General features: G+C 45.8%; 12 protein-coding genes. 1 reads left to right on the plus strand and 11 read right to left on the minus strand.

Annotated features, from left to right (window positions below):
* Positions 1 to 146: 146 nt before the first annotated feature.
* The 8 genes from T515_RS10740 to T515_RS10775 form a co-directional block, all read right to left on the minus strand.
* On the minus strand, positions 147 to 3,272 hold the full coding sequence (locus T515_RS10740; RefSeq protein WP_036610892.1) for a hypothetical protein: 3,126 nt from the start codon (positions 3,270 to 3,272) through the stop codon (positions 147 to 149).
* Positions 3,256 to 5,805: an MMPL family transporter gene (locus T515_RS10745; protein ID WP_036610895.1), complete on the minus strand. Its 2,550-nt coding sequence runs from the start codon at positions 5,803 to 5,805 to the stop codon at positions 3,256 to 3,258. Before T515_RS10745 ends, T515_RS10740 begins: the two co-directional genes overlap by 17 nt.
* Positions 5,806 to 6,226: 421 nt before the next feature.
* The gene (locus tag T515_RS16690) at positions 6,227 to 8,233 is read right to left on the minus strand and encodes a methyl-accepting chemotaxis protein (RefSeq protein WP_051671651.1); all 2,007 of its coding nucleotides are present in this window, start codon (positions 8,231 to 8,233) and stop codon (positions 6,227 to 6,229) included.
* Between the two features lie 280 nt (positions 8,234 to 8,513).
* A complete protein-coding gene (gene gltB / locus T515_RS10755; RefSeq protein ID WP_081832780.1) occupies positions 8,514 to 13,157 on the minus strand; it encodes a glutamate synthase large subunit in 4,644 nt (1,547 codons plus the stop codon).
* Positions 13,158 to 13,182: 25 nt separating this feature from the next.
* Positions 13,183 to 15,291 (minus strand): glutamine synthetase III family protein, encoded by a 2,109-nt coding sequence (locus T515_RS10760; protein ID WP_036610897.1) that lies wholly within the window; start codon positions 15,289 to 15,291, stop codon positions 13,183 to 13,185.
* A 164-nt stretch (positions 15,292 to 15,455) separates the two neighbouring features.
* A complete protein-coding gene (locus tag T515_RS10765; RefSeq protein ID WP_036610900.1) occupies positions 15,456 to 16,058 on the minus strand; it encodes an ANTAR domain-containing response regulator in 603 nt (200 codons plus the stop codon).
* A 132-nt stretch (positions 16,059 to 16,190) separates the two neighbouring features.
* Complete coding sequence (locus T515_RS10770) at positions 16,191 to 17,444, minus strand: glutamine synthetase family protein (protein WP_242839367.1); 1,254 nt, start codon at positions 17,442 to 17,444, stop codon at positions 16,191 to 16,193.
* A gap of 274 nt (positions 17,445 to 17,718) precedes the next feature.
* The gene (locus T515_RS10775) at positions 17,719 to 18,918 is read right to left on the minus strand and encodes an LL-diaminopimelate aminotransferase (RefSeq protein ID WP_036610902.1); all 1,200 of its coding nucleotides are present in this window, start codon (positions 18,916 to 18,918) and stop codon (positions 17,719 to 17,721) included.
* A gap of 335 nt (positions 18,919 to 19,253) precedes the next feature.
* Here T515_RS10775 and asnB point away from each other — a divergent pair, with 335 nt between their 5' ends.
* Positions 19,254 to 20,840 (plus strand): asparagine synthase B, encoded by a 1,587-nt coding sequence (gene asnB / locus T515_RS10780; protein WP_036610905.1) that lies wholly within the window; start codon positions 19,254 to 19,256, stop codon positions 20,838 to 20,840.
* 164 nt (positions 20,841 to 21,004) lie between these two features.
* Here the strand turns inward: asnB and T515_RS10785 are convergent, their stop codons facing one another.
* The 3 genes from T515_RS10785 to T515_RS10795 form a co-directional block, all read right to left on the minus strand.
* On the minus strand, positions 21,005 to 21,835 hold the full coding sequence (locus tag T515_RS10785) for a metal ABC transporter permease (protein ID WP_036610909.1): 831 nt from the start codon (positions 21,833 to 21,835) through the stop codon (positions 21,005 to 21,007).
* On the minus strand, positions 21,835 to 22,545 hold the full coding sequence (locus T515_RS10790) for a metal ABC transporter ATP-binding protein (RefSeq protein WP_036610914.1): 711 nt from the start codon (positions 22,543 to 22,545) through the stop codon (positions 21,835 to 21,837). Before T515_RS10790 ends, T515_RS10785 begins: the two co-directional genes overlap by 1 nt.
* Positions 22,546 to 22,777: 232 nt before the next feature.
* Positions 22,778 to 23,926 (minus strand): metal ABC transporter substrate-binding protein, encoded by a 1,149-nt coding sequence (locus T515_RS10795; RefSeq protein WP_036610916.1) that lies wholly within the window; start codon positions 23,924 to 23,926, stop codon positions 22,778 to 22,780.
* Positions 23,927 to 23,956 lie beyond the last annotated feature (30 nt).

Below are 23,956 nucleotides of genomic sequence, written 5' to 3' on the forward strand. Positions count from 1 at the left end.
CACAGATTTTACAACAGCATTTAGCGAATAACAGCCATAAAACCAAAATATAAAAATCAAAATGAGACCCCTTATCGGAATTGGTACAGTACCTTCTTCCTTAGGGATCTCATTTCTGGATTTTTACGACGCAGGCTATCCGTATATTAATGGACGCCACGCGGCTTTGAACGTTTCTTATAAACTATCAGCAGCGTAAGAATCACTACCCCTGCAATGGCAACAGCAATTTTTCCTAAAGGAAGCTCATCCTTTGTAATCAGGATATCAAGCTTTCTTTCCCCGGTGACAAAGACAAGGTAGTCTCCGAAGTCCTCCGTAGCCTGCTTTCGCCCGTTCACCGTAAAGCTGCAGCTTAAAAACTCAGGTTTATGCACGCGGATCTTCCGCTCCGGAAGACCGTCTTCAGGAATTTCTACCAGATAGTGGTTTTCCTCAGGCATCGAGAATACAAGTGCATCTTTTTCCATGAACTGACCGTCCACCATGAGCACCGGTTTACTGCTGTCCTTATAGTTAAGAGGTGCATTCAGAAGGGCCACCGGCAGATAGTAGGAGGCATTAACCACCAGATCATCCTCTATGACAGTATCCATGGGAGCATCCCACTGTATGAAGAAACCCTCCTTTTTCTCAGGCTCAGGGAAGGGCACATCCTTCAGCATGGTTCCGGGCTTTACTTCCTGCATATCAAGCAGCAAGCCTCCCATCCTGAACTGTACAAGAAGCGTACCTATGGGGCCTGATGACTCTTCCGCCAGTCCCGCATAGTCTATGTTGTCGATGGCTCCGTAGTTGCCTCCGAAGTAAACATTGTCCTTGATTTGAGCCCCATCCAGCTTCTCAACCTGCCCGGAAACAGCCCCGGCATACTCCTCTTCTCCAAGGATACTGACAGCTGCGCTGTTATTCCGTAGTGTTGTGCCGTAGCCGCTGATTCCGCCAACGTTTTTCTTTCCGGTAACACGGCATCTTGCAGTATTATTATTAAGTTCTCCATCTGCAAAGCCTGCGATTCCACCAACAAAATGCCCGTCCGGGGCCTCCACATCACCTGTATTCTTATTACCGGAGATTAACCCCGTCTCCATCTTTCCGCAGATGCCTCCGGCATAGTTGCCCCGGCCTTCGACACTTCCCAGATTTTCGGATTCCATCACCACAGCTGAAACTCCGAAGCTGTAATTAAGAGAACGGTCATTTGATCTATGGATATCCTTGTCAGGATCAAGGTCAAACTCTATTCCCATGGTACCAACTATCCCACCGACTCCTATATCGCCGGAAATGTTTCCCGCATTTCTGCAGCGGTAGATTTTGGAGGTTGAGTTTTCGGAATTTGAGACGTCCTTAAAAAGGTCCTTCTCATCCAATCTGTCGCTTAAGCGATCCCGTTCATCACGGAGAAGCCCGGTAATGCTGTTGAAACGGTTGTTTATGGCTTCAAGATTTTGAAGCACCTCAATGCTGTCATCCCGTCCGAAGGCGCTCAGGCTGTCAAGCTGCGAAGAAAGGCTGTCAAGCTGTGCATAGAGATTGTCTCCTGCCGCACGTACTGCAGGATTACTTTCCATATGAATGTTGACATTGCCGGCAAGACCGGAAAGGGTTCCTCCTACAGAAGAACTGAATTTTGACAGACGGGAAGATGCCGAATCCATATCACTGAGGGAATCCAGGATATTGCTCACGGAAGCCTCGAGGGCGGCATCCCTGTGAGCCAGATCCGTCTCCACAGAGCCGGAAGCAATGAGATCCCTCTTGGTCCTAAGTCCTTCAAGAATGGTTTTCATGGCCTGTATATCCCCGGCCATCCGGTTTATGTGTGTAAGGCCTTCCGAAACCTTTGCCTGTCTTTCCTCCGGAACTTCCGGCAAAAGATTGTTTTTGGCTTCATTCACAAAACTGCTGCTGTAGTTCAGATCCTCCTTAAGCTGATTGTTCTGTGCTATCAATGCATTTTTATCCGCATCTGACATGGAAAATGCATAGGCAAGATCATCTATGGATGCACTTAAACTGTCAGACATACTGCTGAGACTGTCAAGACTGTCATCAAGATATCCCATGTCATCACCTATAGAGCCTGTTGCATCAAGTATGGTCTCCGTATTGGTGTTTATGGATTCCGATAGTTCATCAAAACGGTCAAGAGAAGCATTGTATATGGTATTGGTGGAATTCTTTACCTCTGTAAGAGTTTTTGATATCCCGTTCAGTCTCGCATAGGTGCTGTTGGTTATACCCTCTGTGGTATTTAAGGTATCCGTCACCAGAAGATTTATGGCATCTATCTCTTCGGACATTGAAGCCAGCACGTCCCTGGAGAAATCCAGCGTGATCTCCGGCTGCTGCTGTCCCGCTATGCCTCCGGTGTCTTTTCGCCCGAAAACGGCTCCTTTGTTCACGGAATTCTCTATGGTGCCTCCGTTTCTTCCGGCTATACCCCCGGTGTTATAACCCAAATGACTGTATCCCGTGGTCCCGGAGGTTTCACAATTCTTAATAGTCCCGCTCTTAAGGTTATATCCTGCGATTCCTCCTGTATCTATTCTTGTTTTGAAATTCTCCACATTATTGATGGATCGGGTTATCAGTATATTTTCCAGAATATCCTTTATATCCTCAGTGGATACCCCCGACTCCCGCACCGAAGTATTGACCAGTGCAGAACTTGTACAGTCATCAATAAGCCCCGCGTTTCTCCCGGCTATACCGCCGGTTCCATTGTCCCCCTCCAGAGTACCCGATACATAACAGGACCTGATGATTCCTGTCTCACCGTTTACTGCGGCAAGGATTCCGGCCGTATTCTTTCCGCTGACGGAACTGTTTACTGTAACGCCCTCCACAGTGCCATAATTTTCCGATACAAAAGCAGCAGTTTTATCACGCTCCGATGTATTCACCGATGTAAGCTCCAGATTACGCACGGAACCGTCGGAACCTATGGTGCGAAATACGGGATTCTCTGATCTTACATTTGTGATCTTATGATTATTTCCCTGAAAATTCCCGTTAAAGTATGATATCGACGGAAATATGCTTTCGGAAGAGAAATCCAGATCCGTATTCAGATTAACTGTCATTCCCTCGGACCAGACATCCGACCGGCACTGCTTCGCAAAGTTTTTATAGTCCTCCATGGAATCGATATCAAAGGTATGTGAAGCCTCAGCCGCGATTATAATTCCGGATACCGTCACTTGAATGGCCAGGAGCATCAAAAAAAATACGGAGGCTTTTACCATATATTTATTCATTTTCTTCATGATCCATAAACTCCTCGATATTCTGACCTTCATTTTCCGCAAGTTTCCGTATATCTCCTGAAATGATGGAGGCCCGTACATCTCCCCGCACGATACCATGAACCGTACCGATTATCTGACCGTCGATATGTCCGGTGATCCTTCCGTCAACCCTGATGATTCCGCTTTCTGCCCTTGCCTTTATAGGTCTTGCCACAGAGAACTTCGTCACGGCGATGATCCTGTCTCCCAAAAGAAGAATCTGGGGCAGAACGAACAGAACCAGAAACATCGAAAGCAGTGTTCCACGTCCAATGCTTTGTCCTATACCTGCGATGGCTCCGTCGGATGTAAGGAATCCGATAACGGTTCCTGCTATAGCCAGTATCGAACCTGAAGTAATGATAGTCGGGAAGGCAAAATTCACGGTTTCGATGATGGCTTCCTTACGTCCCATGGTCTTCCGGTTCTCGTCATAACGTGAGCCGATGACTATTGCGTAGTCGATATTTGCACCCATCTGAATCGAAGAAACGATAAGGTAGCTGATAAAGAATATGTTTTCCTTCATTATGGTAGGGAAAGAGAAGTTTATGAAAATGGACCCCTCAATGACCATGATAAGAAGCAGCGGCATGCCTACCGATTTAAAGGTGAACAGCAGGATCACAAGCACAAACAGTAAGGAAACTATCGAAACTATGATATTATCGGTTTCAAACTGACTTCCCAGATCCATTTCAGAGGTGGATTCACCCACGATCAATACCTTATCAGCAGGATTTTTGTCCATCTCCTCCTCAAATATGGGGTCTATCTTCTTATGAAGCCCTCTCAGGAAGCTGAAAGTCTCGTCGCTTTCCTCAGGCAGATTGAGATATACAAGTATTCTTTCGTAGCTATCTCCCCGAAGCTGTTTTTTTGCCATCAAAAGCTTATCGAAGGTCTCGTCAATATCGGCACGGTCCTCCTCATTAAGATCCACATATCCTTCATCTATCTTATCGTGCAGGAACATGAACACATCGATGAATGGTATTTTATATTTATCGATTCCTCCTATAATATGACCGTATTCATCCTTGTCTGAAGCATACATGCTATAAACCATGGCAGCCACATCATAGTCAAGATCCGCCATCTCGGAAAACTGTCTCGGTGAAAGAGGCTGTGAAACCATGTAGCCCCCCTTGGCTTCGGTATTGGCAAGAGACGTTACGCTCTTCACTTCCGGCATTGATTCAAGAGATGCGGCAAGGCGCGAGATTTTATAGTAATCATGACTGGGTATATTTATGGCTATGAGATTGTTGCTGCCGAAAGTATCCCGTATCATATCCTCGGTAATCTGGGCAGCGCTCCTTATAGGAGTTTTCAGATTTGAATATCCGTAAACATAAGGGCATTTTGAGGAAATGAAATAACCCACAATGATGACCACCAGAAAAACCGGCGGTATAAATTTCCTGGTTGCATAGGCAAAACGTCCCACAAAGGGAATCTTCGGAACCAGATTTTTGTGTTTTGTCTTCATCATGAGATTTGAAAACAGCACAAGAAGACCCGGCATCAGAGTGAATACCGCAAAGAGACTTATGATGATTGATTTTGTAAGGGTAAGTCCCAGATCTCTTCCAAGGCCAAAGCCCATGAATAAAAGAGCCAGAAGGCCGGAAATAGTTGTCAGTGAACTTGAAGTAATTTCCGGTATGGAGTGACTCAAAGCTATGATTACCGCATCACGGGTTTCATAAAACTCTTTCTGTTCCTTGAAATGATTACAGAAAATAATCGCATAGTCGATGGAAAGCGCCAGCTGCAGGACAATGGCCACCGAGTTTGAAACAAATGAGATTGTTCCCATCATGTAGTTGGTTCCCTTATTGATAAGCGCAGCGGAACCAAAGGTCATAAGAAGCACAGGAACTTCACCGAAGGTTTCCGAGGTAAGAATCAGTACCAGAACCACAACAGCCGCAACGATGACGATGATGACCTGCATCTCCTCCTCGATGGCTTCTGCCTGGGCATCCCCAAGCGTTGTTGAAACATGAAGATCATAGGATTCAAGGGAAGCCTTCAGTGCATTCAGGGATTCAAGACACCTCTCATCTTCTTCCGGGTATTTAAAGACTACATCAAAAAGCGCAGAAGAATCATTATAATGCTCCCGTATTTCATCTATGGTAAGTTCCTCATCTTCTTTGGCTATTTCTCCTGATGCAGGATTCAGATACTCCGGAAGAAATCCGGTTTCAAATACCCCGGGTGTACCTTTGATGATATCGCATACGGAAAAAGCCTCTCTTAGAGACAGGTTGGAAACCATTACTTTGGCAGATCCGAAGGTAGTATACTCACTCTCCATCAGATTCATGGCCTGTTTGGTTTCCGTATCTTCACTGAGATAAGCCGAAAGATCATTTTCCACAGACACCCAGTTCTGTGAAAAAAGCGAAAAGATGATCAATATGATATAGATCAGAAAAAACAGATTTCTTTTATCCACGATAAAAGAACAGATGGCCACCAAGGGTGATTGCCGATTTTCCATACCCCACACTCTCTTTCTAAATACCCGTCTTTTTTCAGAGTCTGTATAAGCGCAGTATATCCCCCTCGGAAACAACGCCTACACCTGCCCTTTAATCTTATTTCGTCCATCTCAAGAACATAATAAGTTAGAAAAACTATAATAATTCAGCCAAATTAGAATTTTCAGAAGAGCTGGAGGGGATCCATATAAGACCGTAAAGCTGAGGCGAGAAAAAAACAAAATCAGGTCTCTTAGAGGCTCTTGGTATCTTTTTCCTTAGATCCCTCGCCAAGTCCGAGTTTTCACAAAGAAAACTCAGACATTGGCGAGGGCCTAGAGCCACTTAGGGACCTGATTTTTGATTTTTCCGCTTCAGCGCGCCTCGATCTTATATGGATCCCCTCTCGCTCGACCTTTATCGGAATCCTAAAATTGAAGATTAAAGCTTGAATTTGTTGACCTCGTCGTTCAGGACGCCTGCCTGTCTGGTGAGTTCCTGACTTGCTGCCGCACTCTGCTCCGCGGTTGCTGCATTGGTCTGAACCACGCTGGAGATCTGATCGATGCCCTGCTTTACACCATTCAGAGACTTCTGCTGATTCTCTGTGGCTTCTGTGATTTCTGCGATAAGCTGAACAGCCTTCTCCGTTGATTCCTGAGTACTCTTAAGGTAACTTGCAGTCTTCTCTGTGAGTTTGTCTCCGGTCTGAACCGCGGCAATGGTTTCCGTAATAAGGTTAGAGGTATCAAGAGCCGCTGTTGACGACTTACCCGCAAGGTTACGAACTTCATCGGCTACAACTGCGAAACCTTTTCCGGCTGCTCCTGCTCTGGCTGCCTCTACTGCGGCATTGAGTGCGAGAATATTGGTCTGGAATGCGATGTCGTCGATGGTCTTAATAATAGATGAAATCCTTTGTGACTTATCCGTTATGTCCTCCATAGCCTTTCGAAGGTCAATCATCTGATTATTACTTGTATTGATCTGCTCCTCAGCATTGTGAATCTGCTCTTCAACCGTACGTGCACTTTCCGCCATGTGAATGGTAGCTTCATTGATCTCATTGATCTCTGCAGAAAGCTGTTCGATGGAGCTGGCCTGTTCTGTAGCGCCCTGTGCAAGTCCCTGGGCTCCGGATGAGATCTGATTTGCACCACCATCCACGAGCTTTGAAGAATTCATGATGGATCCGATAACTGTTCGAAGCTGAGTTACCAGATTGTCCAGATTGATCTTCAGCTTACTGAACTGGCCAACATACTCCTTCTCCAGTTTGACATTGAGCTCACCCTGTGAAATATCAGAAAGGGCCTGGGAGATTTCATCAATATATCCCTGATAGTTCTGAAGCTGATGGGTCGTTTTGCTGAAAGCAACAGCCAGCTGGCCTATCTCATTTTTAGACTCTGTAGGAAGAGCAACATTGAAGTCACCTTCAGAAATATGCTCCGCCGCAACGGTAACCTTTCTAAGAGGCGTCGTAATGACAGTGTTTATAACAAGAAGAAGCGCAATTACTATGACTGCAATGATCACCACCATGATTATATAGCAGATCTTCTGGAAAGCTTTAAGCTTTGCAAGAACACTTCCCTCTCTTACGGTTGAATACAGAACCCAGCTGGTATTCGGAACCTTGGAAGCCGCAACATAGTAAGTATCCTTTCCATATTTAATCGCCAGCTGATTACCCACAGTGACTTTTTCAACTGCTTCCGCAAGGAGGTCATTACCGGCTTCCGAAACCATCTTACCGTTTATGGACGCATCGGGATTTCCAAGTATCATTCCGTCAGCGACGATGGCAGTCATTCCGGTGTTCATGGGAGTGAGGGTTGCAGTTTCGTTTGCAATCTCATCCAGGAATATGTCAACACCGCAGGCACCATAGGAACCGTCTCTAAGATTGATCTTTCTTATGAAAGATACGCAAAGCTTGTTCGAAAGAGCATCCACATAGGGAGCTGTCTCTGTAAAGGTTTCATAGTTATCGTTAAGTGCATCATTATACCAGCCTCTTGCTCTGGGGTCGTAACCCTCGGGAACCTCGGTATAATCAGCATAAAGCATCTCTCCATCCATAAAACCGGTGTATATTCCCTGATTATCAAGGTCACCCATCTTGTTGGAGGCGCTCATGAAGTCCTGATAAGCCTTTCTGTCCGGGAACTCCGCTGATTCTGCGGATTTTGCAAATGATTCTGCTCTGGCAACAACATTGATGATTCTGGCACCGAAACGCTCGGCATTATAATCCGACTCTGCCTGAAGAATGTTTATGGAATGTTCCTTGATCTGGGATTCCGCCTGTCCGCTTAAGAATAAAATAATAAATACTATACTGAGTATGGTAATGGGGAGGAGGATAAACAGCAGGGTCGCACTTATACTCCTCTTTGGTCCTTTGTGAGACATAGCATCTTCTTTAGCTTTAAATAATTTCATCTCTTTCTCCTGTCCTTCGGAAGCATCAGCCCGGTATACAACCTCCTACGGCTGATGATGCTTATCAGTTTTCTTAAAAACTGATATCTGATTAAAAGTTCTGATTTAAATGTATTTCACGAACGGTTTTTGCTAAAAGATATGTCGGCAGAAACCATCAGAATATAAAGCAAAGAATATCAATTCTGTTCCCCACGCTCTGTGACTCCGATAATAAAAGGGGAATGCCCGGTCAATCCCGGAGCATTCCCCTTTCGTTAGTTTATTTTCTTATATCCCATCAGCTGAACAGCATCCTGAAGGCTTCCATCTCGGCATCCTGGGGTGATGATCCGCTGTCCTCGAAGTGATTCACCGCATTCTGTACCTTCTGATAATCATTTGGAACTATCTTCTTGAAGGATGGAAGGAACTCTTCAAAATTCTCAAGTATCTCTATGCCTCTTGCAGAGTTTGTCTCCAGAACATAGTCCTTAAGTATGGATTTAAGCTCCTTTACGTCATACCTTTCTGTCACTTCCTGAAGCTGAACCATATCCTTGTTGAGTTTCAGATACAGCGAATGATCTTCATCCAGAACATAGGCGATTCCGCCGGACATACCGGCCGCAAAGTTCTTTCCGGTACGGCCAAGGATTACCACACGGCCGCCTGTCATATACTCAAGACCGTGATCACCGCAGCCCTCTGCAACAGCTGTTGCTCCCGAGTTTCTTACGCAGAATCTTTCTCCCGCGATACCTTCAACATAGCACTTTCCTGAAGTTGCCCCGTAAAGTGCAACATTACCGACGATGATGTTCTCGCAGGCACGGAATCTGCTCTCACGATTCGGGGTAAGTATCAGTTTTCCGCCGCTTAAGCCCTTTCCGAAACCATCATTGGCATCACCGTGCAGTCTTATGGTGAGACCCTTTGGAATAAATGCTCCAAAGGACTGTCCGCCGCCGCCATAGGCTTCAACCACAAAGGTATCATCCTGAAGTTCCTGGGTCTTTGCCCCCATCCAGTATTTGTCAGTTATCTCTGAGCCGAGAATGGTTCCGAAGGTACGGTTTGTGCTTGAAACCTTAACCTTTTCCTCGTGATGCTCCCCCTTCTCTAAAGCCCCCTTGAACTTAGGAAGAAGTACGTCCTCGTCCAATGTCTTCTCCAGATGGAAATCATAAACATGCTCAGGATCGAAGTGACGTACATTCTCAGGAAGACTTGCAAATTCAGGATCAAGAATAGCCGAAAGATCAACCTTCTTTGCTCTCTCCGAAACCGCTGTTCTCTCTTCTGAAACTGCGAGACAGTCGGTACGTCCGACCATTTCCTGAACAGTCCTGAAGCCAAGCTCTGCCATGATCTCACGGAGTTCTGCTGCCACGAACTTCATGAAGTTCATAACATACTCAGGCTTGCCCTTGAACTTTGCACGAAGTTTCTCGTTCTGGGTTGCAACACCGAAAGGACAGGTATCCTTGTGGCAGACTCTCATCATCATACATCCGAGACTCACAAGTGCTGTTGTGGCAAAGCCGTACTCCTCGGCACCAAGAAGTGCTGCGATTGCAACATCACGACCGGTCATAAGCTTACCGTCCGTCTCCAGCATTACCCTGTTGCGAAGTCCGTTACGGATAAGTGTCTGGTGAGCCTCAGTTATGCCAAGCTCCCATGGAAGTCCCGCATGGTGAATGGAAGTCATAGGGGCTGCTCCCGTTCCTCCGTCATAGCCCGCTATGAGTATAACCTGGGCTCCTGCCTTGGCAACACCGCAGGCGATGGTTCCTACACCGTTTTCAGAAGCAAGCTTTACAGATATGCGGGCACGGCGGTTTGCATTTTTAAGGTCATAGATAAGCTGTGCCAGATCCTCGATACTGTAGATATCGTGATGAGGCGGCGGAGAAATCAGTGACACTCCCGGAGTTGAAAATCTGGTCTTTGCAATCCATGGATAAACCTTCTTCCCCGGAAGATGTCCGCCCTCACCGGGCTTTGCACCCTGAGCCATCTTTATCTGTATTTCGTTTGCGGAATTAAGGTATGAGCCCGTAACTCCGAAACGTCCGGAAGCCACCTGCTTGATGGCAGAATTTCTCTCTGTTCCGTATCTTCCCGGATCTTCACCGCCTTCACCGGAATTCGACTTTCCGCCGAGACGGTTCATGGCGATGGCCATAGCCTCATGGGCTTCAAGAGAAATGGAGCCGTAAGACATTGCTCCTGTCTTGAAACGCTTAACAATGGACTCCACCGGCTCAACCTCATTGAGAGGGATGGGCTTGTTCTTCGGGACAAACTTCATGATACCGCGAAGTGTGTGGGGAACTGAAGCATCATCCACCATGGCAGTGTATTCCTTGAACTTCTTGTAGTCCCCCTTCTGCACAGCCTTCTGAAGCGCCATGACGGTCTTTGGATTATAGAAATGATCCTCAAAGTCCTTTCCGCGGCAGAAATTGCTGCCGTTGAAGTTTACAAATTCAGACTCCACATTACCGTTCACCCCCATAGGGTCAAAGGCCAGCTCATGTCTCCAGTTGACACTCTCTGAGATCTCCGGAATACCGATACCGCCAACTCTTGAAACGATTCCTGTAAAATATTTATCCGTAAACTTCCGGCTGAGTCCGATGGCCTCAAAAATCTTTGCAGACTGGTAGGACTGAAGGGTTGAAATACCCATCTTGGCTGCAATCTTGACTATGCCTCCCATTACCGCCTTGTTGTAGTCCTCGATGGCAGTATGAGTGTCCTTATCAAGGAGTCCTTCATCAATGATCTCGGCGATACACTCATGTGCAAGATAAGGATTTATGGCACGGGCACCGAATCCAAGGATGGCAGCAAACTGGTGCACGTCTCTTGGCTCTGCCGACTCAAGAATCAGGGATACTGCAGTTCTCTTCTTTGTAAGGACAAGATGCTGCTCCACTGCACTTACCGCAAGAAGTGACGGAATAGCCACATGGTTTTCGTCAACTCCCCTGTCGCTCAGGATGATAATGTTAGCGCCTCTCTGGTATGCACGGTCCACAGCAATTTCAAGCTGCTGGATGGCACGCTCCAAAGATGTATTCTGATAGTAAAGTAAAGAAACTACCGCAGTCTTGAAGCCGGGAGCATTAAGCTCCTTTATCTTCAGAAGTTCAACCCCTGTGAGAATAGGGTTTGAAATCTCCAGCACACGGCAGTTCTCCGCCTTATCCTGAAGGAGATTTCCGTCAGAACCGAGATATACAGTTGTATCCGTAACCACCTTCTCGCGAAGAGAGTCGATAGGCGGATTTGTAACCTGGGCAAACAGCTGCTTGAAGTAACAGAACAGGGGCTTATGTCTCTTGTCAAAAACCGCAAGAGGCGTATCGTGTCCCATGGAATTTGTGTCCTCAACACCGTTCTGAGCCATAGGAAGAATGATGGACTTCACATCCTCATAGGTATAGCCGAAGGCCTTGTAAAGCTTGCCACGGAGCTCCTTACTGTGAGTCTCAACCTTGTGGTTCGGAATCTTGATATCCTCAAGATGGAGAAGATTTCTGTCAAGCCACTCTCCGAAAGGATGGGCCTCGGCGAAATGCCTCTTTACTTCATCATCAGAAATGATTCTCTTCTCCTTTGTATCCACAAGAAGCATTCTGCCCGGCTGAAGTCTTGACTTTTCAACTATATGCTTAGGGTCAATGTCAAGAACTCCCACTTCTGAAGCAAGTATCAGTCTGTTGTCATCGGTAATGTAATATCTCGATGGTCTCAGACCGTTTCTGTCAAGAGTTGCTCCCACCACGTCTCCGTCTGAGAAAATGATGGCTGCCGGTCCGTCCCAGGGTTCCATCATGGTTGCGTAATAATGATAGAAATCCTTCTTCTTGTCATCCATGAAGCGGTTGTGCTTCCATGGCTCGGGAATGGTGACTGTCATGGCAAGGGGCAGTTCCATTCCGTTCATGTAAAGGAACTCAAGGGAATTATCCAGCATTGCGGAATCGGAACCGTTTCTGTCAACCACCGGGAATATCTTCTCAACTTCCTTCTCAAGGAAAGGTCCTGACATGGTCTCCTCACGGGCAAGCATTCTGTCAATGTTTCCCCGGATGGTATTGATCTCACCGTTATGGGCAAGCATACGATAAGGATGTGCGCGGTCCCAGCTTGGAGTGGTATTTGTTGAAAATCTGGAGTGAACTATGGCGATGGCTGTCTTATAGTCCGGGTCCCTCAGGTCATCGTAGAAGGCACGAAGCTGTCCCACCAGAAACATTCCCTTGTAAACGATGGAACGGGAACTTAATGAACAGATATACGTGTCCTCCGATGACTGTTCAAACTCTCGTCTCTGTACATATAAACGTCTGTCAAAATCTATTCCTGCTTCCACACCGGAAGGTCTTGCGATAAAACACTGTTCGATGCAGGGCATACAATCAAGGGCCACCTTGCCGAGAATCTCAGGATGTGTGGGAACAGCTCTCCAGCCAAGCACGGTAAGTCCGTTCTTCTTTGCGATAACCTCGAACATGCGCTTTGCAAATGCTCTCTTCTTTTCATCCTCCGGAAAGAAGAACATGCCCACGCCGTAATCTCTTTCTTCCTTGAGCTCTATACCTGCATTCTTTGCAGCCTTTTTAAAGAACTCGTGACTTATCTGAAGAAGGATTCCGACACCGTCACCAACCTTTCCGCTGGCATCTTTTCCGGCTCTGTGCTCAAGCTTCTCGACGATATGCAGGGCATCGTCAAGGACCTTTGTGTCCTTTGTGCCGTCGATATTAACCACTGTTCCGATACCGCAGGCATCGCTGCCAAGTTCCTCCGGATGTCCCCCGGAAACCGGCCTCCATAAGGTATTGTGGCCCCGAAGCTCCTCCGGTACTGTGTAGCAGTTACCGTTTGCTGCATTGGACTCCTGGTTTAAATTTTGATAATTCTCCATTTATATATACTCCCCGGTTTTTTTCTTATCTCAATGAGAAAAGAAGCTTTGAATATGTAGGATATGGCAGGCAGCTCTCAGGAATCATGCTCTCTGCCTTATCAACATGTACTCTCAGAGCATCCATGTCTGCGAGAACACTGTCATGATATGCAACTGCCTGGGCAAGGCTGTCTGTAAGACCTTCTGTTACGAGAAGATCTGCTTCAAGCTTGTCTACTCCCTTTCTGATCTCCTCTGCCTCCCTGTCAAGTCTCTCAAGGATTCCTGCTTCAAGTGCGCATGATACGCCTGAAAGAAGCTGCTTCTTGGAAAGGGCTGTTGCTGTAACCTCTGTCTGATACTTGAGAAGACCTTCTGTGAAGTCCTTCTTTACCATCTCAAGCATGGTAAGTGCCTCGATGCGGATGGTCTTTGAATAGTTCTCAAGGAAGATCTCATATCTTGAATCGATCTCGGTTTCTGTAAATACGTGATGCTTTACAAAAAGCTCCTTGTTCTTTGCTGCGATGAGTCTGGGCATAGCTGCAGGAAGGGACTTAAGGTTGTAGAGTCCTCTTCTTTCTGCTTCCTCAACCCACTCGTCTGTGTAGCCGTTTCCGTTGAATACGATTCTTCTGTGCTTATCAACAAGCTCCTTTATGAGCTTTCCTGCCTCTTCTTCAACCTTCTCTTCCGGAACTCCTGAAAGTCTCTCAACTATATAGTCGATAGCCTCAGCTACAGCTGTGTTAAGTACGATGTTAGGGTCTGCAACTGAAAGTGATGAACCCGGCATACGGAATTCAAACTTATTTCCTGTAAATGCAAATGGTGATGTTCTGTTACGGTCGGTGTTGTCCTTTCTGAAATGAGGAAGTACGTGAGCACCTGTCTCCATCTGTGCTGCCGCATCTGACTTGAAATCAGCTTCATCATTCTCGATGGACTCAAGAACTTTCTCAAGAGCATCTCCGACATAAACAGAAACGATGGCTGGCGGTGCCTCGTTTGCACCGAGTCTATGATCATTTCCGGCTGTGGCAACGGATACTCTCATGAGATCTGCATAATCATCGATAGCCTTGATGATGGCACTTAAGAACAGAAGGAACTGTGTATTCTTCTCAGGTGTCTTGCCGGGATCAAGAAGGTTCTCACCCTCGGATGAAACCATGGACCAGTTGTTGTGCTTACCTGAACCGTTGATTCCCTCAAATGGCTTCTCATGAAGGAGACATGCGAAATTATGCTTGTCTGCCACCTTCTTCATGATCTCCATGGTGAGCTGGTTATGATCAACTGCTATGTTTGCTGTTTCGAAAACAGGTGCCAGCTCATGCTGTGAAGGAGCAACCTCATTATGCTTTGTCTTTGCGGGAATTCCCAGCTTCCAGAGCTCTTCATCAAGATCATGCATGAAAGCGGAAACCTTTGGCTTCAGAACTCCGAAGTAGTGATCCTCCATCTCCTGTCCCTTTGGAGCCGATGCACCGATAAGTGTACGGCCTGTGAGAAGAAGATCCTCTCTGTCCTTATAGAGATCCTTGTCTATAAGGAAGTACTCCTGCTCTGATCCCACTGTGGTGTCTACTCTTGTGACTGCTGTCTTTCCAAGGATGTGAAGAAGCTTTGTTGCAGATTCACTTAGAGTCTCCATGGAACGAAGAAGAGGTGTCTTCTTATCAAGAGCTTCTCCTGTGTATGAGCAGAATGCTGTCGGAATGTAAAGTGTTCCGTCCTTTATAAATGCCGGTGAAGATGGGTCCCAGGCGGTATAGCCTCTTGCTTCAAATGTGGCACGAAGGCCGCCTGATGGGAAGGATGAAGCGTCCGGCTCGCCCTTAACGAGTTCTTTTCCGGAGAATTCAAGAAGTACACCGCCATCTGCTGTCGGGGTTATAAAGCTGTCGTGCTTCTCTGCAGTGAGACCCGTCATCGGCTGGAACCAGTGAGTGTAGTGTGTAGCACCTTTTTCAAGGGCCCACTCCTTCATGGTTGCAGCTACTGTATTAGCAACATCTATTTCCAGATGTGTACCGTTCTGGATAGTCTTGTGAACGGCCTTATAGATGTCCTTGGGAAGTCTCTCCCTCATGATCTTGTCACTGAAAACAAGACTTCCGTAAATTTCAGAAATAGTTGATGTACTCATAGCTTTCCTCCTTAAAATTCAAAAGAGGACAATAGCGCACGAAATATCTCGTGGAACGCCATTGTCCTCTTAGTTTACATGTTCTGTATTATGTTAATGTCTACCTGCGGCTTAATGAAAACCGCATATATATTTCAAAAGCTCCCATGACAGAAGCCGTGAAATCACATTTTATTAATGATTATCCTTCCGCTTTCCCGGATGACCTTCATGGCCACTTCACGTTTGGTAACGGAAGTATTCATAGCCTGCTGCTCCAGGAATCTGTGGGCCTCCCCTTCGGTCATGCCCTCCTTCTCTATGAGCAGTCCCTTTGCTCTTGAGATATAACGCTCATCCGAAAGCTTCTGCTGAAGCTTCAGATTCTCATTATAAAGGCTCTGCATCTTCCGGCTCACAGTACCGAGAAGTCTGACTGTTGCCGTAAAACCTGCGGCACTCAGCGGTCTCGCCAGCATCATGATTCCGGAATCTCCGGCACGGTAAACTGCCTGTTGGTAAACGTCTTTGTCCACCAGCATCAGTATGCTCGAAGCCGGATATTTGGCAGCCAGATCTATAACAGACTGAAGTCCGTAATCCGGAAGAGGCGTGCAGATAATGATGATGTCGTACCTCTCTTCCGTAAGCTTCTGCTTAAGCTTCGTCATGGATGGCTGAAATGAGACTTTTCCAAATCCCGCGGGCAGTATACCCTTGATCTGGACAGCAATCTTTTCAGCAGCCGCCGCGATGAGTACGCTGCTCCCTTGCTCCGCTCTCTCCATGTTTATCTCCCTAAAACGGTACTTTTGCAGTACCTGAAATCCTCAAAAAACATGCCCATTTTTCCAAAACACTGTACCGTACAAATCAACACTACAGTACTATTGGAAATAAATCTGATTCGATAAAAATCCCTACAGCTCTTCCCCGGAATATGCCTGAAGATATCCCTCCGGAAGAAGTGTTCTCACAAAGTCTGACCCCTTTGCGTAAGCGATAGCTTCATCAAGAGACTGAGGCAGTCTCTTGAGACTGTCGGTTACTGTTGTATCTGCCTTAAAGAGATTCACATCAAGAGGCTCCATAGGCTGCAGCTTTCTGTCTATACCATCAATTCCCGCATATATAAGAAGCGTAAATGCGAGGTACGGATTAGCCATAGGATCCGGAGAACGAAGCTCTATCCTCTTAAGCTGTGATCTCGTTGCCGGAATTCTAATAAGCTGTGAACGATTCTGTTCTGACCAGCTTACGAACTTCGGCGCCTTCATATCACCGAGTCTCTCATAGCTCTCTCTTGTCGGATTAAGGAAAAGCGAGATCTCACGGATGTGCTCCATGATTCCTGCCATGAAATACTTTGTGTAGTCCTGTCCGTCCCTGGCCTCTACGGAAATATTTATATGCATTCCGTTACCCGGCTTGTTGGGAATAGGTTTCGGGCTGAAATCTGCCCAGACTCCGTCTGAATGAGCAACGGATTTTACCACCCACTTAAATGTAGAAGCATTGTCCGCAGCCATCAGCGGATCTGAATATCTGAAATCAACCTCATTCTGTCCCGGTCCCATCTCATGGTGGCTGGACTCAGGTCTTATACCCATATCCACAAGGGCAAGGCTGATGTCTCTTCTTATATTCTCACCGTGATCTTCAGGTGCTATGTCCATGTAACCGGCCATATCCTGAGGAATCGTGGTTCTGTTTCCGTTCTCATCCAGCTTAAAGATGTAGAACTCAACCTCTGTTCCGAAGTTAATACGGAATCCCTTTTCCTCTGCAAATTTCACAGCCTGCTTCAAAAGCCATCGGCTGTCTCTCTGAAAGAGACTTCCGTCCGGATACTCTATATCGCAGAACATCTTGGCAACTCTTCCGTCTATAGGTCTCCACGGCACTATAGACATGGTAGTGGGATCCGGTCTCAGAAAGAGATCCGAGTGAACCTCTGCACCAAATCCGGCAACTGAACTTGCGTCAATGCTTACACCTTCCGTAAAAGCTCTTTTCAGCTCATCCGGCATGATTGCAATGTTTTTCTGGACTCCAAATACATCAAAAAATGCGAGTCTTATAAATTTGACATTTTCCTCTTCAACAAACTCGAGGACATCTTCGTAGGAATTCATGTCTTTCACCTCTATATTCGGAAACGTCAGTCCCTCCATGAAATCATTCGCCTCAAAGGACCGGCGTTGTGTGTCAGACTTACGATCAAAGTCTGACACAATATTATCATAGGAATTAAAAATTGTATTGTCGAAACTCATTTTTATTTAACTCGCTGTTCTAAAATAGTTATGTTTGTGGATCAATGACTTTTCGAGTCAGAGGGAATCCAATTCTGATTTTTCTCGCCTCAGCTTTACGGTCTTATATGGTTCCCCCTCTGACTCTTTAAAAAATCCTGTCCCGTCTAAACTATAACTGATACATATCAGTTTATCTTGTTTTCATAACGAATTTTTCAAATCGCTCCATGGCTTCCTTTGTATTCTCATGAGTTGAAAACGCTGTGAGACGGAAGAACTTATCTCCCGATTTTCCGAAACCCGCTCCCGGTGTTCCTACAACATAGGCCTCCTTCAGAAGCCTGTCGAAGAAGCTCCAGCTGTCCATATCTCCGGGACACTTAAGCCAGATATACGGAGAATTCTTTCCTCCGGTGTAGTAGATATGAAGCTTATCCATGGTATCAGTGATGATCTTTGCATTATCACGATAGTACCGGATATTCTCCTCTATCTCCTTTTCACCTTCCTGTGAAAAAATAGCCTCCGCTCCTCTCTGGGTGATGTAGCTGACTCCGTTGAATTTTGTTGTCTGGCGGCGAAGCCACATCTTATTGAGATTTCCACCTTCACGTTCCAGAGTATCAGGAACAATGGTATAACCGCATCTTGTGCCGGTGAAGCCTGCCTTCTTTGAAAGACTGCAGAACTCTATGGCAACCTCCCTTGCTCCGGGTATCTCGAAGATACTGTGTGGATAATCTCCTGTAACAAAGCATTCATAAGCTGCATCAAAAAGAATGATGGAGCCGTTTTCCTTTGCAAACTCTACCCACTTTGCAAGGGATTCTCTGTTGTATACAGCTCCTGTAGGATTGTTTGGACTGCAAAGGTAGATGATGTCAGCCTTATATTCCGGTGCCGGCATGGGCAGGAAATCATTTTCCTCGGAAGACATGGCGAAGATAACTTTACGGTCATCCATCATATTAGTATCCACATAAACCGGATATACAGGATCCGTAACAAGGACTGTATTGTCTTTATCGAAAAGATCAAGGATATTTCCCAGATCAGACTTGGCTCCATCTGAAATGAAGATTTCGTCAGAATCAAGCTCTACACCAAATTTTGTATAGTATTTGCGGACTGCTTCTTTAAGGAAGTCATAGCCCTGCTCAGGTCCGTATCCCCGGAATGTCTCTGCCTCTCCCATTTCCTTTGCCGCAGTGATCATCGCGTCCACCACTGACCTGGGAAGGGGTCTGGTTACATCTCCTATTCCCATACGGATAAGTTTATTTGATACTTCAGGATTTTCAGACTGCCATACACGTATTCGTCTGGCAATCTCCGAAAAAAGATAGCTTTCATTAAGCTTCAGATAATTTTGATTGATCTTTGTAGACATTTTTATACTCCCCAGTATTTTCCACATCTATATATAAGTCCTGCGCATTGCTCCGCTGACACAAGACTTATACACTAAAAAAGGGCAACAAGCATCTGGTACATAACCAGGACGCCGTTGCCCTTTTCGCTAATTATACGGTAAGTGCCGGTTATGTCAAGGGATTTTCAAATCACTATTTTTCATGGCAGTCATAGCCGGTAATTTTTCTCTTGACATTCACTTTCCTCTGCGTAATAATTTTGAGCCATAAAGACGGCAAAGGAGTCGGTTTAATTCACCGGGCTTCCTTTGCCGTCTTTGCGTTATATCATTTTTTTCAGGGGAGTATCAATATGTGTAGTATCATTGGATTCTGTGACAAGCGCGCACAGTATGAAGTCGTAAAAACAGCGCTCTTAAAAACTGTATCAAGAGGACCTGACGCAACAAGAATAGTTGACACAGGTAACGGCTACCTCGGTTTCAATCGTCTCTCCATCATGGGACTTAATGAAGCCGGAATGCAGCCTTTCAATCTTGACGGTTCATGGGTAGTCTGCAACGGTGAGATCTACGGCTTCCGCTCAATGAAGGAACGCCTCATAACAGAGGGCTATACATTCAAATCAGATTCAGACTGTGAGATTCTTCTCCCTCTTTACAAAGAATACGGCACAGATATGTTCAGAATGCTGGATGCTGAATATGCACTTGTGATTTATGATGCAGAGACAGGCTCCTACATCGCAGCCCGGGATCCTTTCGGAATCCGTCCTCTTTACTACGGAACCACCGAAGAAGGTATTATGACATTTGCCTCAGAACCCAAGAACCTGGTAGGTCTCTGTCATGAAATCAAGCCTTTCCCACCCGGACATTATTATAAGGATGGGGAGTTCCACTGCTATCATGACATTTCAAAAGTAAACAAATATAACTGCTCCGATGACATGGATGCTATCTCATCCCATATTCATGATCTTCTCGTAAAGGGTGTGGAAAAGCGTCTGGATGCAGATGCACCGGTTGGTTTTCTTCTTTCCGGAGGTCTCGACTCATCCCTTGTATGTGCCATTTCCGCAAAACTTCTTAACAAGCCCATCGAGACCTATGCCATCGGAATGGACATTGACGCCATCGATCTTAAGTACGCCCGTGAGGTTGCGGACTTTATCGGTTCAAACCACCACGAAGTAATCATTAACAAGGATTCGGTTGTCAATGCCATCGAGCCTGTTATTGCAGCACTGGGAACCTACGATATCACCACCGTACGTGCCTCTATCGGTATGTACCTTTTATGTAAAGCAATTCATGAGCAGTCTGACATCCGCGTTCTTCTTACAGGCGAGATCTCTGACGAGATTTTCGGATATAAATACACTGATTTCGCACCTTCTGCGGAGGAATTCCAGAAGGAAGCAGAGAAACGTGTACGTGAGCTTCATATGTATGACGTTCTTCGTGCAGACCGCTGTATCAGCGTAAACTCTCTGGAGGCAAGAGTTCCTTTCGGTGACCTTGATTTCGTTGATTACGTAATGCACATCGATCCTGAGAAGAAACTCAATAAATACAACAAGGGTAAATATCTCCTTCGTCACGCATTTGAAAAGGATCACATCCTTCCGGAAAGCATCCTCATGCGTGAAAAAGCAGCATTCTCCGATGCCGTAGGTCACTCATTAAAGGATGACATCGCAGAGTATGCAGAGGCTCATTACACTGACGAAGAGTTTAAGGAAAAGTGCGGTAAGTACACTCATGCCACACCTTTCACAAAGGAATCTCTTCTTTTCCGTGAGATATTTGAGAAGTACTATCCCGGCCAGTCAGAAATGGTAGTTGATTTCTGGATGCCCAACAAAACATGGCCGGGCTGCAATGTAAACGATCCGTCCGCAAGAGTTCTTTCAAACTACGGAGATTCCGGAAAGTAAGATGGATTAACCCTTAAGGATTCATTTTACTTCTTTTAAGCCCTAGGGGCTCCCCCCGATTATTAATCGGAGGCAGATACAGAAGTTTACGGCTACGGCCGATAAACTTATACTCCCTATAAAGCAAAAACTCCGCCTCGTATGAGACGGAGTTTTTGTTTTATTCATCTCATCATTCCCACCACACAAGAGATTCCAAAGGCCGCCACATTTACTACCACTATGGTAGATCCCACAGGAGTCCCCGCAAGAATTGAAATGATTATTCCGAAAAAGGCGCATATAACCGAAATCACCGCTGAACAGATGGTAACCCCCTTAAAGCTTCTGAAAATACGCATGGCAGACAACGCCGGAAAAACAGACAGTGCCGATATCAAAAGTGAGCCAACGAGATTCATGGCCAGCACTATGATTACAGCGATCACCACTGCTATCAAAAGGTTATAGCTGTCTGCATTTGTGCCAGTGGCTTTTGCGAAATTCTCATCAAAGGTCACTGCAAAGATCTTGTTGTAAAACAGTACAAAAATAATGACTACAGCTATGGACAGTACCGTACAGAGCCACACCTCTCTTTCTGTCAGGGTCAGTATGGATGTGGATCCAAAAAGGGTGCTGCACACATCTCCTGACAGATTTGAAGATGTTGAAAATACATTCATGATGAGATAACCGAAGGCAAGGGCGCCTACGGATATCATGGCGATGGCGGCATCACCTTTTATTTTTGCATCCTGACCTCCTCTAAGAAGAAATATTGCACTTAATATGGTTACAGGAAGCACCAGAAGCATTTGATTGCTGAGATTAACGACACTTGCTATGGCTATGGCACCAAAGGCCACATGGGATAATCCGTCTCCAATAAAAGAAAACCTCTTAAGTACAAGAGTGACTCCCAAAAGGGAGGCGCACAGTGCGATCAGAACTCCGACTATTATTGCGTATCTCACAAAGGGATACTGCATGTACATGGAAAGCTTTTCAAGCATTATGCCACCCCTCCTTTCTTCTTCATCATGAAACCGGTTCCTGCCTTACTCTTCAGGTAATCATCTTTTGTGCCATAGAAAACCTCATCACCGATATGAAGAATATGACTTGCATACTGAACCGAAGCCGCGATGTCATGGGATATCATGATAATGGTTATGCCCTCATTGTTAAGCTCTGCTATGAGTTCGTACATTTCCGCCGTAACTCTGGGATCAAGTCCCGAAACAGGCTCATCCAGAAGCAGTATCTTCCGTGTGGCGCAAAGGGCTCTTGCAAGCAGCACTCTCTGCTGCTGACCACCGGATAATTCCCGGTAACAGCGGTCTTTCAGATCAAGAATACTCATCCGCTCCATATTTTCCTCGGCAAGCTTCTTTTCTTCCTTTGTATAAAACGGTCTGAAGCCGCAGCGCCCCTGACATCCGGAGAGAACGATCTCCTTTACAGATGCCGGAAAATCCTTCTGAACCATAGTCTGCTGTGGAAGATAGCCTATCTCATTCTTTTTTAGACCATCACCGATCAGAATCTGACCGCTGACAGGTTCCTGAAGATGCAGCAATGTATTCATCAGTGTGCTTTTTCCTGAACCGTTTTCTCCCACGATGCAAAGATAATCACCCATATTTACAGAGAAATTCAGATTCTCCAGAATTGCGCGGGAATCATACCCAAGGGCCAGATTCCGAACAGTAATAAGTGCCATATATTCTCCTTTTTCCATAGCTGAGACTTCTGTACCTGTCCGTGGTACGTCTCATGATAGCTTTAACTCACAAGCCTGCTGAATCAGGCTTACTTCTTTTCTCTTTTAGGGAAACGCTGATTTAAGGGTTTCACTGTCCGAATTTTCGATGGGTCCCATCAATTTTCTATGAAAATCCGTGTCACAACGCGGTCGGATCTGAGTAACCCCTGATTAATCAGTGTTTACTTACTTAGCTCATTGCCTCCTTCAGAACAGAAAGATTATTTTCCATTATGGAAAGATATGCAGCACCATCCTGCACATCCTTTGCTGTTACAGACTGCATGGAATCAAGTGTCAGAATCTTCTGATCCTTTGACCCGGTATTCTGAATTATGGTTTCTGCTATACGGTGGTCAGCCCCCTCTATGGTCATGACAGCAGGAAGCTTAAGTTCATCCACCTTCTTTGAGAGGAAGGAAATGGTTTCAAAGCTTGCCTCGGTTTCCGCAGAACATCCTGCAAAAGCTGCATAGTACTGAAGACCGTAGTCATCCACCATATAACGGAAGGGGAAACGATCTCCAAACAAAAGAGTGTGAAGAGCAGAAGCATTAACAGTATCCTGATACTCCTTATCCAGTGCCTTAAGCTTTTCAATATAAACAGAAGAATTGTTCTTATAGGTCTCAGCATTGGCAGGATCCACTGTCTGCAGGCCCTCGGAGATTTTCTGTGTCAATGTCTCTGCATTTCGTAATGAGAGCCAAACATGCTCGTCGTACTCTGTCTCACCGTCTTCGTGGTGGTGGCCATGGGCATCTTCATCGTGACCTTCATCATGTTCCTCATGATGCTCTTCATGCTCATGGGATGTTTCCTCAGCATGCTCATCATGTGTACTTTCACCATCGTGTTCATGTTCGTCTTCATCATCGCTGTGATCATGCTCGTCACCATCATCGTGGTGCTCATGATCTTCTTCCTGCATGCCTTCCACCACTTCTTCCTCTTTTACGGAATCTCCAAGGCTTTCCAAAAGATTTATGACCACCATATCTTTATTCACAGCTTCTCTCAGGGCATCCGAAACCCACTCATCCGACTCTCCGCCAACATAAATAAACATGTCTGCATTTGATATCTTTAAAATATCCTCTGCTGTAGGCTGGAAACTGTGAAGATCAACTCCCTTATCCAGCAGCATGGTAACCTCCGCATCAGCCGGATTATCTCCCAGTACATTCTTTACCCAGTCATACTCAGGGAAAATAGTGGTAACAATTTGAATCTTGTCATGGCCTGATACTGATTTAGCCTCAACAGAATTAAAACCGCACGCAGAAACAGAGACTGTCAGCATGGCTGCAGCCGTAATAAGAGAAAAAAACTTTTTCATCTTCTATATCCTCCATATTTGATGCAGGCA

It is taken from the genome of Oribacterium sp. P6A1, from assembly GCF_000702885.1.
Lineage (GTDB): Bacteria > Bacillota > Clostridia > Lachnospirales > Lachnospiraceae > Oribacterium.

What these genes read in the sequence shown, in the direction of transcription:
- T515_RS10765 (WP_036610900.1), bottom strand. Translation starts at nt 16,058, where the DNA reads ATGGAGAGAGCGGAGCAAGGGAGCAGCGTACTCATCGCGGCGGCTGCT.
- T515_RS10770 (WP_242839367.1), bottom strand. Translation starts at nt 17,444, where the DNA reads ATGGAGGGACTGACGTTTCCGAATATAGAGGTGAAAGACATGAATTCC.
- T515_RS16690 (WP_051671651.1), bottom strand. Translation starts at nt 8,233, where the DNA reads ATGAAATTATTTAAAGCTAAAGAAGATGCTATGTCTCACAAAGGACCA.
- T515_RS10760 (WP_036610897.1), bottom strand. Translation starts at nt 15,291, where the DNA reads ATGAGTACATCAACTATTTCTGAAATTTACGGAAGTCTTGTTTTCAGT.
- T515_RS10740 (WP_036610892.1), bottom strand. Translation starts at nt 3,272, where the DNA reads ATGAAGAAAATGAATAAATATATGGTAAAAGCCTCCGTATTTTTTTTG.
- gltB (WP_081832780.1), bottom strand. Translation starts at nt 13,157, where the DNA reads ATGGAGAATTATCAAAATTTAAACCAGGAGTCCAATGCAGCAAACGGT.
- T515_RS10785 (WP_036610909.1), bottom strand. Translation starts at nt 21,835, where the DNA reads ATGCTTGAAAAGCTTTCCATGTACATGCAGTATCCCTTTGTGAGATAC.
- T515_RS10775 (WP_036610902.1), bottom strand. Translation starts at nt 18,918, where the DNA reads ATGTCTACAAAGATCAATCAAAATTATCTGAAGCTTAATGAAAGCTAT.
- asnB (WP_036610905.1), top strand. Translation starts at nt 19,254, where the DNA reads ATGTGTAGTATCATTGGATTCTGTGACAAGCGCGCACAGTATGAAGTC.
- T515_RS10790 (WP_036610914.1), bottom strand. Translation starts at nt 22,545, where the DNA reads ATGGCACTTATTACTGTTCGGAATCTGGCCCTTGGGTATGATTCCCGC.
- T515_RS10795 (WP_036610916.1), bottom strand. Translation starts at nt 23,926, where the DNA reads ATGAAAAAGTTTTTTTCTCTTATTACGGCTGCAGCCATGCTGACAGTC.
- T515_RS10745 (WP_036610895.1), bottom strand. Translation starts at nt 5,805, where the DNA reads ATGGAAAATCGGCAATCACCCTTGGTGGCCATCTGTTCTTTTATCGTG.